General features: G+C 65.5%; 9 protein-coding genes, 2 tRNA genes and 1 pseudogene. All 12 read left to right on the top strand.

The annotated features are described in order from the left end of the window. Positions 1-112: 112 nt before the first annotated feature. The 12 genes and pseudogenes from dnaA (at position 113) to BG28_RS08510 (ending at position 14301) form a co-directional block, all read left to right on the top strand. Complete coding sequence (gene dnaA, locus BG28_RS08560) at positions 113-1690, top strand: chromosomal replication initiator protein DnaA (protein WP_369797216.1); 1578 nt, start codon at positions 113-115, stop codon at positions 1688-1690. A gap of 716 nt (positions 1691-2406) precedes the next feature. Continuing rightward, positions 2407-3534 (top strand): DNA polymerase III subunit beta, encoded by a 1128-nt coding sequence (dnaN, locus tag BG28_RS08555; protein ID WP_036475729.1) that lies wholly within the window; start codon positions 2407-2409, stop codon positions 3532-3534. A gap of 21 nt (positions 3535-3555) precedes the next feature. Further along, positions 3556-4860: a DNA replication/repair protein RecF gene (recF, locus tag BG28_RS08550; RefSeq protein WP_036475728.1), complete on the top strand. Its 1305-nt coding sequence runs from the start codon at positions 3556-3558 to the stop codon at positions 4858-4860. Continuing rightward, positions 4847-5410, top strand: a complete 564-nt coding sequence (locus tag BG28_RS08545) for a DUF721 domain-containing protein (RefSeq protein ID WP_036475727.1) — start codon at positions 4847-4849, stop codon at positions 5408-5410. Before recF ends, BG28_RS08545 begins: the two co-directional genes overlap by 14 nt. Positions 5411-5674: 264 nt before the next feature. Then, positions 5675-7753 (top strand): DNA topoisomerase (ATP-hydrolyzing) subunit B, encoded by a 2079-nt coding sequence (gyrB, locus tag BG28_RS08540; RefSeq protein WP_051501205.1) that lies wholly within the window; start codon positions 5675-5677, stop codon positions 7751-7753. A gap of 70 nt (positions 7754-7823) precedes the next feature. Next, on the top strand, positions 7824-10571 hold the full coding sequence (gene gyrA, locus BG28_RS08535; protein ID WP_051501204.1) for a DNA gyrase subunit A: 2748 nt from the start codon (positions 7824-7826) through the stop codon (positions 10569-10571). A 12-nt stretch (positions 10572-10583) separates the two neighbouring features. Then, positions 10584-11173 (top strand): annotated as a pseudogene (locus tag BG28_RS08530) (DUF3566 domain-containing protein). 96 nt (positions 11174-11269) lie between these two features. After that, positions 11270-11343 (top strand) — tRNA-Ile (locus BG28_RS08525). Between the two features lie 23 nt (positions 11344-11366). Continuing rightward, positions 11367-11480, top strand: coding sequence for a DLW-39 family protein (locus BG28_RS16255; RefSeq protein ID WP_235181043.1), 114 nt, complete (start codon positions 11367-11369; stop codon positions 11478-11480). Between the two features lie 19 nt (positions 11481-11499). Continuing rightward, positions 11500-11575, top strand: a tRNA-Ala gene (locus BG28_RS08520). A 288-nt stretch (positions 11576-11863) separates the two neighbouring features. After that, a complete protein-coding gene (locus BG28_RS08515; protein ID WP_036475725.1) occupies positions 11864-13225 on the top strand; it encodes a hemolysin family protein in 1362 nt (453 codons plus the stop codon). Beyond that, the gene (locus BG28_RS08510) at positions 13222-14301 is read left to right on the top strand and encodes a CNNM domain-containing protein (protein ID WP_036475724.1); all 1080 of its coding nucleotides are present in this window, start codon (positions 13222-13224) and stop codon (positions 14299-14301) included. Before BG28_RS08515 ends, BG28_RS08510 begins: the two co-directional genes overlap by 4 nt. The last annotated feature ends 100 nt before the right edge of the window (positions 14302-14401 follow it).

Here is a 14401-nt window from a genome sequence, read left to right as displayed (position 1 = left end):
TGAGGGGAGCAGCGTGCCTGCTGAGTCAGAGATCGATGTGCCGCGCCAGTGGCAGCAGGTGCTCGCAGAGCTCCGGGAGAACCATGGCATCGGGGCGCTGAACCTGACCGATGTGGGACGCGCCGTGCCCCAAGGGGAGCAGCTCCTCGGTGAGACGCTGCTGCTGACAGTGGCGGTGCCCCATGAGCGGGTGCGGGAACTGATGCAGGCGACTCTGGCCGTGCAGCTCAGCGAGGCGCTGCGCGCGGTGTTCGGCAGGGAGGTGCTCTGCGCCTACGTGGTTGACCTCGGGATGTCCCAGCGCCAGCGGGAGAAAGCCAGCGAACACTCGGCGCCCTCGGCGCCCTCAGCCGCATCGGCCTCCTCCACGGCGGTGGATGACCTCTACCCCAGCGAGACCGTGGTCGAGCCTCCGCGCCGGGGCCCGGTGGCCGAGACCAATCCATATGCCCGGGACGAGCGGTCCCCTCAACGCCGGGGCATCGGTTCGGGTCGCGAGCGTGACGAGTTCGGGCAGCCCAGCTTCGCACCCACCGATTATTCACAGTACGAACGGCCCGAGCCGGCGCAGCGGGACCCACGCATGGTCGAGCGCCGCCCTCCCAGCCGTCCGGCTCCCTCGGAGTCCTTCACCGCCAGCGGCGGTGGTGAGTCCTATGAGACCTCCCGGTTGAACCCGCGCTACACGTTCGACACCTTCGTCATCGGTTCCTCGAACAGGTTCGCCCATGCCGCCGCGAACGCCGTGGCGGAGGCTCCTGCGAAGGCGTACAACCCGCTGTTCATCTATGGCGACTCCGGTCTGGGCAAGACTCACCTGCTCCATGCCATCGGGCACTACGCGCAGCGGCTCTATTCCGGCATCCGCGTGCGCTACGTGAACTCGGAGGAGTTCACGAACGACTTCATCAACTCCATTCGCGACGACGAGGGCGCCAGCTTCAAGCATCTCTATCGCAATGTCGACATCCTGCTGCTCGACGACATCCAGTTCCTCGCGGACAAGGAACGCACAGTGGAGGAGTTCTTCCATACCTTCAACACCCTCTACAACAACAACAAGCAGGTCGTCATCACCTCTGATCTGCCGCCGAAACAGCTCTCCGGGTTCGAAGAGCGGCTCCGGTCGCGGTTCGAATGGGGCCTGATCACCGACATCCAGCCGCCTGAGCTGGAGACGCGCATCGCGATCCTGCGCAAGAAGGCCACCGCGGAGAACTTCTCCTGCCCGGACGACGTCTTGGAGTACATCGGTTCCAAGATCTCCACCAACATCCGCGAGCTCGAAGGCGCGCTGATCCGGGTCACCGCCTACGCTGCGCTCAACAAGCAGGCGGTGGACCTCTCGCTGGCCGAACAGGTGATGCGGGATCTGATCTCCGATGACCATGCCCAGGAGATCACCTCCGAGCAGATCATCAACGCCACCGCGGACTACTACAACTTCACGGTCGAGGAGCTGACCTCGAAGTCGCGCAACCGCACCTTGGTGACGGCACGCCAGATCGCCATGTATCTGCTGCGCGAGCTCACGGAGATGTCACTTCCGAAGATCGGGCAGGCCTTGGGCGGACGCGATCACACCACTGTGATGTATGCCGAACGCAAGATCCGAGAGCTGATGGCGGAGCGGCGGGCCGTGTTCAACCAGGTCACGGAACTGACGAACAAGATCAAACAGCAACGCTGACCTGCGGCAGATCGGCCGCAGTTAAGTCAAGCCCATGGCTGACACCTGTGGAGAGACTCCTGCTCCACAACTCACACCGTTGTCATTTCCTCTCCCGGTTGGGATTCAGCGCGGTTGACAGCGGCGATCTCCACAGGTTTTCCCACATATCCACAAGCAGCGGTGGAGTTTTCCCGATTCTTGTTAACAGCTGTGGATAAATCGGTGCATCCACCGGTGCAGAACCCTCGATTTCTGTGGATAACCACGCCAGCGTTGGGGAGCGGGCAATCTGCACGCCGAAGAATCTCCCCTGGTGATGCACAGCCCAAGCGGTGTCGGTCCACCACGGAGTGCACAGGAAATATCAGGCAGACCCAGAGATCGAGTGGGTTATCCACAGATTCCACAGCACCTGTTAACACTTCTGACCCTTAACCCCTTATATGACAAAGAACAATCACCTGGCCGGTCCCAACGAGGAAGGACCAACGATCAAGAACAACGCCCCGAGGCCGGAGACTCCCTCCAGTTCCTCCCTCGCTGCGACGCCTCAGAAGCTGCCCTGATCCCAGATCTTGTGGCTCCTGAACAATGCTGCGGCTCATATGGTGGTCGCTAACTTCTTTGCTGGCTTCTGACTCGCTCTTGCAGGTAAGCTCGACACTCGACACAGCCACCAGATGCTTGACATTCATCGCGGAGCTGTCCGAGAGCCACAAGAAGGGCAGGGATCAGTGGAGTTCACTGTTGAGCGGGACGTTCTTTCCGAAGCAGTCTCATGGGCTGCCCGGTCGCTGTCCCCCCGACCGCCCGCTCCTGTCCTGGCCGGACTGCACATCACTGCGGCAGATCAGACCGTCACGATCTCCAGCTTCGACCACGAGATCTCGGCGCAGCTGCACATCGAGGCTGAGGTCAAGCAGGAGGGCACGATCCTGGTCTCGGGACGGCTACTCAACGACATCGTGAAGTCCCTGCCCAACGCCCCGGTCACGGTTCACCTGCAGGACTCTCGCGTTCAACTGACCTGCCGCTCCTCGAAGTTCACGCTCTCGACCATGCCGGTGGATGAGTACCCGGAACTTCCAGGCATGCCAGAACTCGCCGGAACCGTGGACGGCGCCGTCTTCGCCCGGGCGGTCTCCCAAGTGATCACGGCCGCATCGAAGGACGACACGCTGCCGATCCTCACCGGCGTCAAGGTCGAGATCGAGGGAGACACCATCACCTTCCTCGCCACTGACCGCTATCGACTGGCGATGCGCGAGATCAACTGGTCTCCCGCTGACCCGGACATCTCCACCTCGGTGCTGATCAAGGCCAAAACGCTCAATGACGTGGCGAAGTCCCTGGCCGGAGCCGGCTCGCTGCAGATCGCGCTCTCCGAGACGGCCGAGCTTGTCGGCTTCTCCTCCGGGGGACGCCGCACCACCTCGGTGCTGGTGGACGGGGATTACCCGAAGATCCGTCAGCTCTTCCCGGAAGAGACTCCGATCCACGCGGTGGTGAACACGGCTGAGTTCATCGAGGCCGCGCGCCGCGTCTCCCTGGTCTCGGAACGCAACGGTCATGTCCGGCTGCAGTTCACCCAGGACGACGAGGTCATCCTGGACGCCGGGGTCGACGACGCGGCCTCCGCCTCGGAGGTCATCCCCGCGACCCTGACCGGTGAAGCGATCACCGTCGGATTCAACCCGGCCTACCTCAACGAGGGACTCAACGTCATCGACACTGACTTCCTGCGGTTCTCCTTCGTCTCGGCGCCCAAGCCGGCCATGATCACCGGACAGGCCGAGGCCGAGGGTGAGAAGGCGATCGACTTCCGGTATCTGCTGATGCCGGTGCGCCTGATCAACCCGTAGCGGCTGGCAGCCTAGGAGACCATGCGGCTCTCACAGCTCACGCTCACGGATTTTCGCAGCTACGCCCAGGCGCAGCTGGAGCTGCAGCCTGGCCCCAATGTGCTGCTGGGCTTCAACGGGGTGGGCAAGACCAACATCGCCGAGGCCATCGGCTACCTCTCCACCTTGAGCTCGCACCGGGTGAGCCAGGACGGGCCCCTGGTCCGACACGGACAGAAGCAGGCCTTCATCCGCGCCGAGGCGCACCGGGGATCTCGGCAGGCTCGGCTCGAGGTCGAGATCAATCCGGGACGCAGCAACCGGGCCAGGATCAACCGCGGCAACCCGGTGCGGGCCACCGACGTGCTGGGAATCCTGCGCACCGTGCTCTTCGCACCTGAGGATCTGGACCTGATCAAGGGTTCTCCCACGGTGCGGCGCCGGCTGCTGGATGACCTCGCGGTGCAGCTGCGTCCGGCGCTGGGCAGGGTGCGCCTGGACTACGAGAAGGTGCTCAAGCAGCGCAACGCCCTGCTCAAGTCGCTGCGCCATGAGTCGTTCACCGCCACCCATGAGTCCACGCTGGCGGTGTGGGACCACCAGCTGGCTGAGGCGGGATCGCATCTGCTCAAGGCCCGACTGGAGATGCTCACCGCGCTTCGACCCCATACGGCCACCGCCTATGAGCAGCTCTCGGGCAGCATCCGCACGGCGCGGCTGCGGTACCTCAGCTCTCTCGAGGTCGAAACGGGACCGGACCAGGATTCCCGGCCCCAGGATGCGCAGCTCGACGAGCGTGGAGACGCCGAGGCTGAACCCCCGCTGGACGCCGAGGCTGAGCCCGAGAGTGGGAGCTCGAGCCGGGCCGGGTCGGTGGATCCCTCGGCCGATGCCTCGGTGCTGGAGTCCGCCTCTCGCCAGGAGCTGGCCGAGCTGATGCTCTCCGGGCTGGCCGGTGCCCGGCGCGAAGAACGGCAGCGAGCGATCACCCTGGTAGGTCCGCACCGCGACGATATCGCCTTCACCTTGGATGAGGTGCCGGTGAAGGGCTTCGCCTCCCACGGCGAGACCTGGTCCTTCGCCCTGGCCCTGAGGCTGGCCGCCTATCGCGTGATGATCGACGACGATACCAGCGAAGGTTCCCAGCCGGTGCTGATCCTCGATGACGTGTTCGCCGAGCTCGATGCCCGCCGGCGTCGTCGGCTTGCCGAGCTCGCCGGGGAGGCCGAGCAGCTCATCGTGACCGCGGCGGTGGACGACGACGTCCCCGCCAGCCTCATGCGCAGCGCGCTGCGCGTGGAGTCGGTGGACCAGATCAGCCAGGTGACCCTCCATGAACGCGATTGACGACCAGATCCAGGACCATGAGGATGCCGCCAAGATCCTGCTGGCTCGGATGCGCGCCGCCGCACGCGGCCGCGGCGAGCATCGGATGCGTGGGCTCCCGCGCGGCTCCTCACTGGCCGGTGATCCGCGCAGCGCCTCCAAGGACTCCCCGGCCCAGGCCAGGAGCAGCGGCGGCTCGAAGTCCGGGGCCGACCGGCGGGACCCCAATCTGCTGGGCGGCGTGGTCGGCGGGCTGATCAAGACCCGCGGGTGGAGCTCCCCGGTGGCCGTGGGCTCGGTGATAGCGCGCTGGGAACAGCTCGTCGGCTCCGCGATCGCTGCGCACTGCAGACCCGAGAAGTTCGAGAACGGGGTGGTGGAGGTCCTCTGCGACTCCACCGCCTGGGCCACGAACCTCAAGCTCATGCAGCCGCAGCTCATGGACGTGTTCAACACTCAGCTCGGTCCGGGGATCGTCACCGGACTCTCGATCCGGGGTCCGGCGGCCCCCAGCTGGAAGAAGGGCCGGTATTCGGTCCGCGGGCGGGGTCCCCGGGACACCTACGGCTGAAACGCCAGGCTGCGATATGCCGCGCTCGGGCCCTCACAGTGGAACCCAACCTCACCCGGGCATCCCCGAGTTGGTTCCAGGGGTGTTCCTCGGCCGCTGATCGCAGAGTCTGTGCGCCCACGGCGCTCTAGGAATGAGATTTTGCGTCCCTGGCGCGGTAGACTGGGAGGACGGCCCGAGCGTATCCACCACTCGGGCTGGTCTGTGTCATGACAAGGTCAGCATCCTCGACCTTCCCGGCAACTCAAGGAGACGGCATAGCCCGTGACCTCGGCTAACGAGAACAAGCAGCATCAGGGCAACTACGGCGCCTCGGACATCACCGTCCTGGAGGGCCTGGAAGCAGTCCGAAAGCGTCCCGGAATGTACATCGGTTCCACCGGTGAGCGCGGTCTGCACCACCTGGTCTACGAAGTGGTCGACAACTCGGTCGATGAGGCGCTGGCCGGCTACTGCTCGCACATCCAGATCACGATGCAGGACGACGGCGGCGTCCGGGTCGAAGACGACGGTCGCGGCATTCCGGTGGACATGCACCCCACCGAGGGCAAGCCCACGGTCGAGGTCGTGATGACCGTTCTGCACGCCGGCGGCAAGTTCGGCGGCAGTGGCTACGCGGTCTCCGGCGGCCTGCACGGGGTCGGGATCTCCGTGGTCAATGCCCTCTCCCGGAAGGTGCGCACCACCGTGCGTCGGCAGGGCCACGAGTGGAGCATCGGCTTCGGCAACGGTGGCGAGACCACCCAGCCGCTGTCTCAGGGCGGGGAGACCGATGAGACCGGCACCACGATGGTCTTCTTCCCGGACCCAGAGATCTTCGAGAGCATCGAGTTCGACTTCGAGACGCTGCGCGCCAGGTTCCAGCAGATGGCCTTCCTGAACAAGGGTCTGCGCATCACCCTGCGCGACGAGCGCAAGATCCCCGGCAACGAGGTGGTCCACGACGAGATCCTCGAGGAACACCACGAGGACACCCCAGCCGAGCTGGAGCCCACCGAGGCGGGCGGCGGCAGCGACGGCATCATCGAGACCCCCAACGGCCGCGTCGTCGTCTACCAGTACGACGCAGGACTGCTTGACTACGTCAATCATCTCAACGCCACCAAGCGGGCCGAGGTGGTCCACGACGACGTCATCGCCTTCGAGGCCGAGGACACCGAGCGCGGCATGGCCGCTGAGCTCGCCATGCAGTGGACGCTGTCCTATTCAGAGTCGGTGCACACCTACGCCAACACGATCAACACCCATGAGGGCGGCACGCACGAAGAGGGCTTCCGCGCGGCGATGACCACGCTGATCAACCGGTATTCCAGGGATAAGCAGATCCTGCGCGAAAAGGATGACAACCTCACCGGCGAGGACATCCGCGAAGGCCTCACCGCGGTCATCTCGATCAAGCTGCGCGAGCCGCAGTTCGAGGGTCAGACCAAGACCAAGCTGGGCAACACCGAGGCCCGCGGCTTCGTGCAGAAGGTCGTCAACGAGTACCTCGGAGACTGGCTGGAGCGCAACCCCGGCCCGGCCCGAGACATCGTGCGCAAGGCCCAGTCCGCCGCCCATGCCCGGGTGGCGGCGCGCAAGGCCCGTGAGAACGCCCGCCGGAAGTCCCCGCTGGAGACCATGGGCATGCCCGGCAAGCTCGCCGACTGCTCCTCCAAGGACCCCTCGGAATCGGAGATCTACCTGGTCGAGGGTGACTCCGCCGGTGGTTCGGCCAAGCGCGGCCGTGACCCGCGCACCCAGGCGATCCTGCCGCTGCGCGGAAAGATCCTCAACGTGGAGCGGGCCCGGCTGGACCGGGCGCTGGGCAACCAGGAGGTCCAGTCGATGATCACCGCGTTCGGCACCGGCATCGGCGAGGACTTCGACCAGGCCAAGCTGCGCTACCACAAGATCGTGCTCATGGCCGATGCCGACGTGGACGGTCAGCACATCACCACGCTGATGTTGACCCTGCTCTTCCGCTATATGCGCCCGCTGATCGAGCACGGCAACGTGTTCCTGGCCCAGCCGCCGCTGTACAAGATCAAGTGGCAGACCGGCCCGCAGGACTACGTCTACACCGACGCCGAGCGGGACGTGGCGCTCTCTGAAGGCCGGGCCAAGGGGCGCAAGCTGCCCAAGGAGCTCGGGATTCAGCGCTATAAGGGTCTCGGTGAGATGGACTACTCGGAGCTGTGGGAGACCACCATGGATCCAGACCATCGCACGCTGCTCCAGGTCTCCATGGAGGACGCCGCTGCCGCTGACGAGGTGTTCTCCATCCTCATGGGTGAAGACGTCGAGTCCCGCCGCGGGTTCATCCAGCAGAACGCCAAGGACGTCCGCTTCCTCGACATCTGAGCCGCTGCCAGCCCGTGAAGGGCGCAGCCGCGAGACGACGCCGATCTTTGCCTAAGGGAGAACACCACACGTGAGTGACAACACCGAAGAACCCCAGGACCCGCAGGGCGGACCCGCCGAGGCCGTGGAGGGCGTCGTCGTCGACGACGTCGTGACCACCGACCGGATCCGCCAGATCGACCTGCAGACCGAGATGAAGCGGTCCTACCTGGACTACGCGATGGCCGTGATCGTGGGCCGCGCGCTGCCCGATGTGCGCGACGGGCTCAAGCCGGTGCACCGCCGGGTGCTCTACGCCATGTACGACGGCGGCTACCGCCCGGACCGCTCGTTCAACAAGTGCGCCCGCGTGGTCGGCGACGTCATGGGCAACTATCATCCGCATGGTGACTCGGCGATCTACGACGCCCTGTCCCGGCTGATCCAGGACTGGGTCATGCGCTACCCGTTGGCCACCGGCCAGGGCAACTTCGGCAACCCCGGCGACGACGGCCCCGCGGCCCCGCGTTACACCGAGACCAAGATGGCTCAGCTGGCCATGGAGATGGTCCGGGACATCAACGAGAACACCGTCGACTTCCAGGACAACTACGACGGCAAGCAGCAGGAACCCGTCGTGCTGCCCTCAAGGTTCCCCAACCTGTTGGTCAACGGCTCCTCCGGCATCGCTGTGGGCATGGCCACCAACATCCCGCCGCACAACCTGCGCGAGGTCGCCGACGGCGTGAAGTGGTACCTGCAGAACCCGCAGGCCAGCCGTGAAGAGCTGCTCGAGGCGCTGCTGCAGCGGATCAAGGGCCCCGACTTCCCCACCGGCGCGCAGATCCTGGGGACCCGCGGGATCGAGGACGCCTACCGCACCGGCCGTGGATCGATCACGATGCGTGCGGTGGTCAGCGTGGAGGAGCTGCAGGGACGCACCTGCCTGGTGGTCACCGAGCTGCCCTATCACGCGAACCCCGACAACCTGGCGCGGAAGATCGCGCTGCTGGTCAAGGACGGCAAGGTCTCCGGGATCGCAGACCTGCGCGACGAATCCTCCGGACGCACCGGCCAGCGCCTCGTCGTCGTGCTCAAGCGCGACGCCGTGGCCAAGGTGGTGCTGAACAACCTGTACAAGCACACCCAGCTGCAGGAGAACTTCTCCGCGAACATGCTGGCCCTGGTCGACGGCGTGCCGCGCACGCTGAGCCTGGACGCCTTCGTGCACCACTGGGTCACCCACCAGATCGACGTGATCGTCCGGCGCACCCAGTTCCGACTCGACAAGGCCCAGCGCGAGGCCCACATCAAGATCGGCCTGCTCAAGGCCCTGGACGACCTGGACCGCGTGATCGCTACGATCCGCGCATCCTCCACCGTCGAGGAGGCCCGGCAGAACTTGAAGTCGCTGCTGGAGATCGACGACGATCAGGCCCAGGCCATCCTGGACATGCAGCTGCGCAAGCTTGCCGCCCTGGAGCGTCAGCGGCTGCAGGACGAGTACGACGAGCTGATGAAGATGATCGAGGACTTCCTGGACATCCTGGCCTCAGAAGATCGTCAGCGCCGGATCATCAGCTCCGAGTTGGACACCATCGTGGACAAGCACGGCGACGACCGTCGGACCCACATCCAGCTCGGCTACGACGGTGACATGTCCATGGAGGATCTGATCCCCCAGGAAGATGTGGTGGTCTCGATCACCCGTGACGGCTACGTGAAGCGGACCAAGATCGACAGCTACCGCGCTCAGCACCGTGGTGGTCGAGGGGTCCGCGGGGCACAGCTGCGCACCGATGACATCGTCGAGCACTTCTTCGTCACCACCACCCACCACTGGATCCTGTTCTTCACCAACCTCGGCCGGGTCTACCGCACCAAGTGCTACGACCTGATCGAGTCCGGCCGGGACTCCAAGGGTCAGCACGTGGCCAACATCGTGGCCTTCCAGCCTGATGAATACATCGCAGGCGTGCTGCCGCTGCGCACCTATGAGGATGCCCCCTACCTGGTGCTGGCCACCAAGCGTGGCCTGGTGAAGAAGACGGTGCTCACGGACTATGACACTCCCCGTCAGGCAGGCGTGATCGCGATCAACCTGCGTGAGGACGACGAGCTGGTCTCCTCCAAGCTGATCTCCGCCACCGACGATCTGATGTTGGTCTCCCGCAAGGGCCAGTCACTGCGCTTCACCGCCACCGATGAGGCGCTGCGCCCCATGGGGCGCGCCACCTCCGGGGTCACCGGCATGAAGTTCCGCGAGGAGGATGAGCTGCTCGCCGCAGACGTGGTCACGGAGAACTCCTATGTGTTCGTGGTCACCGAGGCCGGCTACGCCAAGCGGTCCGAGGTCAGCGAGTACCGGGTGCAGGGCCGCGGCGGTCTGGGCATCAAGGTGGGCAAGCTGGTCGAGGATCGCGGTGATCTGGTCGGAGCCATGGTGGTCGAGGACGACGACGAGGTCCTGGTCGTCATGGAATCTGGCAATGTGGTCCGATCTCCCGTCTCGGGCGTGCCCTCCAAGGGCCGCGACACGATGGGTGTGATCTTCGCGAAGCCGCGCAAGAAGGATCGCATCCTCAAGGTGGCCCGGAACTCCGGGGTGGCCCTGGCCGCCACCGGCGAGGACGCTGCGGCCGAGGACAGTGCGGCCGCGGAGGCCGCGAAGGGTGTCGGAGAGCTCACCGCAGCCGAGACTGCCGGTGAGACCACCGGTTCCGAAGCCGGGACACCAGCGACCGTCGCCGGCGAAGCTGAGCGCTCCGAGACCGAGGATGCAGTAGCGTTGGTCCTTGATGAAGCGGACCGGGATGAATCGGACCGAGATGATGCCTGATGGAGGACTTCAGTGAGCGCAAGCAACGGCGCAGGTAATTCGGGGAGCCAGACGGGCTCCTCCGCGGCGCGCCCGGCCACACGGTTCCCCGCGCCCCGGCCGCGTGCCCAGGCCGGCGGCGCCAAGCCCCGGCCCACTGGGGCACGCCCCAGCGCACCGGCAGGTCGTCCGGCTCAGGGACAGCGTCCCACCGGGACTCGTCCCCAGCCCGGGCTCGTGCGGCCCACGCCGAAGGCGAAGGTCCGCAAAGCGCGGCTGCTGATCTCCAAGGTCGACCCCTGGTCGGTGTTGAAGATGAGCTTCCTGCTCTCGGTGGCATCATGACCGTGGTCGCGGCGGTCACGCTGTGGACCGTCATGGACGTCTCGGGGATCTTCAACCGGGTCAACGATCTGCTGGGCCAGATCCTCGGCACCGAAGGGGGCGGAGGATCCTTCCGGGTTGAAGAGCTCGTGACCATCACCCAGGTCGCGGCCTTCGCCACGATCATCGCGGTGGTCAACGTGGTGCTGCTGACCGTGCTCTCGATGCTCGCAGCAGTGCTGTACAACCTCTCCGCCTCCCTGGTGGGCGGCGTCGGGGTCACGCTCACCGACGACTGAGCGCTCTCGGGCCCGCGATTTGGTCCGGTCGCTGAGAGCAGGGTAATGTGTAGTGGTCGCCCTCGCGGGGGGTGACGCATCAGAAACAAGGTGTCCGGGCGTATAGCTCAGGCGGTTAGAGCGCATCGCTGATAACGATGAGGTCGGAGGTTCAAGTCCTCCTACGCCCACCCCGGACTCCAAGGAGGGAAACATGAAACGTCTCGTCTTTATGGCTCTCTCTGTGGCGGGAATCCTCGGCTATCGCCAATGGCGACGCTCCGAGGACACCCGGCAGATCTGGTCTCAGGCCACAGATTCGCTCTGATAGCCTGAGGAACACCTTTGGGGGCATGGCGCAATTGGTAGCGCACCTGCTTTGCAAGCAGGGGGTTAGGGGTTCGAGTCCCCTTGCCTCCACCAGAGGATAGATCGAGAAGCTCCCCGCACCTCAGGTGCGGGGAGCTTCTTCGTGTCACGGCCAATTTCAGGGATCGGCGCGCATCCATGCTGGCATCCGCCGTATGCGATCTAGCTCCGGGGCTCGGGTGCGCTATAGTCTCGAGCTAACAGATCAATCGAGAGACTGAAGAGGTGCCTGACACAGGTGTACGAGTTACCAAGCGCAGCACGCCGCCGACGATATCGTCCCGCGGGTGCTGCGAATGCAGGGCCAGCTGATCGACGTGGACACACCCGGGTGGTGACCCGGTGATCGAGATCCTGCTCCTTCTGCTGGGCATCCTGGCAATCCTGGTGATCATTGCCGCCAACGGCTACTTCGTGGCCCAAGAGTTCGCCTACATGTCCGTGGACCGCAATAAGCTGCGGGCACTGGCGGCGGATGGCAATAAATCCGCAAAACGCGCGCTCGACGTCACCGGACGCACCTCCTTCATGCTCTCCGGAGCACAGCTGGGCATCACGGTCACCGGCCTGCTCGTCGGCTATGTCGCCGAACCCCTGGTGGGAGAGAGTCTGGGTGCCCTGCTCGGCGGCGTCGGCGTCCCGGCCGCGCTCGGCATCACGGTGGGCACCATCATCGCGCTGGCAGCCTCCACCATCGTGCAGATGATCTTCGGCGAGCTCTTCCCCAAGAACTACGCCATCGCCAATCCGACCCCGCTGTCGCTGGGCCTGGCACGCTCCACGAAGTTCTACCTCGCCGCATTCGGCTGGCTGATCTGGATCTTCGACGTCTCGGCGAACGCGCTGCTGAAGCTGCTGCGCATCGAACCGGTGCACGACGTGGAGTCCAGCGCCACGGCGAAGGACCTCGAACACATCGTGACCAGCTCGCATGAGAGCGGGGACCTCGCCGAGGAGATGTATCTGACCCTCGACCGCATCCTGGACTTCCCGGATCACGATGTCGAGCATGCCATGATCCCCCGATCACGCACCGGTCTGATCCATCCGGACACCACGCTGGGTGAGATCCGCACCCTCATGGCGCAGGAGCACACCCGCTACCCGGTGGTCGACACCCATGACGAACCGGTCGGCGTCGTGCACCTGGTGGACCTGCTCGGCACAAAGTTCACCGATGCAGCCCCTGCCACCGAGATCATGCGCGCCCCGGTGATCGTTCCGACGCTGATGCCGCTGCCCGAGGCCGTGCGCACGCTGCGCGACGCCAATGCCAAGCTGGCCTGCGTCATCGACGAGTACGGCGGCTTCACCGGTGTGGTCACCATGGAGGACCTGGCCGAGGAGATCCTCGGCGAGATCACCGACGAGCACGACGACGAGGAGCCCGCCGGCATCGAGAATGTCGGGGAGAACCACTGGCGCATCGACGGTGATCTGCACCTCGATGAGGTGGAGCGCGTCATCGGCCAGGACTTCCCAGAAGGCGATTACGAGACGCTCTCGGGGCTTCTGATGTCCCAGGAGGGCGCTCTGCTCACCCAGGGCCAGGAGGTCCGCATCAACCTGCCGGCCGATCCCGCCGACTACGGCGAATCCTCGCCCCCACAGCGCTGGGTCGACATCACGGTGCTCAGCGTGGACCGCCACGTTCCCGAGTCGGTGCACCTGCGCCTGACCGAACATTTCGAGGAGGAACGATGAGCGACTGGCTGATCCCCACCGTGGCGACCATTGCGATCATCGCCATCTCTGCCTTCTTCGTGATTCTGGAGTTCGCGCTGCTCGCCGCCCGCCGGCACCGGCTGGAGGAAGAGGCCGAGCACAGCCGTTCGGCCAGGGCCGCGCTGCGCGGGCTCAACGAGCTCACTGTGATGCTCGCCGGAGCCCAGCTCGGCATCACCGCATGCACCTTCGCGCTTGGTGCGGTGAGCAAGCCAGCCGTGGACTACGCGCTGACCCCGATCTTCGAGTCCTGGAACATGCCGCTGTGGGCCGCGGACGTGCTCGCCTTCGCCCTGGCGCTGTTCCTGATGACCTTCCTGCATCTGGTGGTCGGTGAGATGGCCCCGAAGTCCTGGGCCATCGCGCACCCGGAACGGGCTGCGAAGCTCATCGCACTCCCGGCCCAGGTGGTCCTCTGGGGCTTCCGTCCGCTCCTGCTCTGGATCAACGGGATCGCCAACCGTCTCGTCGCGGCCAGCGGCATCACACCGGTGGACCGAGCAGCAGCAGGTGGCTACGACTCCGACACGATCCGACACCTGGTGGAACACTCCACCAGGACCGGCACGCTGGACGAGGCTTCGGCCACCCAGATCTCCCGGGTCATCGACCTGGAGACGCTCACCGTGGACGATGTCATCGCAGGACGCACCCGGCAGGAGACCACGACGGTACCGGTCACGGCCACCGCGGCCGATGTCCAGGCCGCGGCCCAGCGCACCGGGCACCTGCGCATCCTGGTCATCCCCGAGACCGGGGCGAACCCGCTGGTGGTCCACGTGCGGGACACCCTCACGGTCGGGCCGGAGCACCCGGTGAGCGACCTGGCTCGACCTGCGCTGGTCGTCTCCACCGGTGCCTCGGTCTACGACGCGTTCCAGACCATGCGGGCGGCTGGCGAACAGCTCGCGGTGGTCTATTCCGACGGTGCTCTGGCCGGAGCCATCACCTGGAACGACATCCTCAAGCGGATGTGGCCCACGATGGAGGAGCAGTGGAGCGAATCAGAGGCCGCTGCCGAATCCCGCCAGCAGGGCAGCTCCGCTCGACGCTAGCCCGACCGCCTCAGGCGCCCCGCTCCGGGGCTGCTGGAGCAGCAGGACGACGCCGGACTCACAGCCTGTGGGTCCGGCGTCCTCGTATCTCCCAGAATGG

The sequence above is a fragment of the Nesterenkonia sp. AN1 genome (assembly GCF_000582475.1).
Taxonomy (GTDB): Bacteria; Actinomycetota; Actinomycetes; order Actinomycetales; family Micrococcaceae; genus Nesterenkonia; species Nesterenkonia aurantiaca.
Note: the sequence above shows the minus strand (reverse complement) of the source record. Positions and strands in the feature narration are given on the sequence as shown.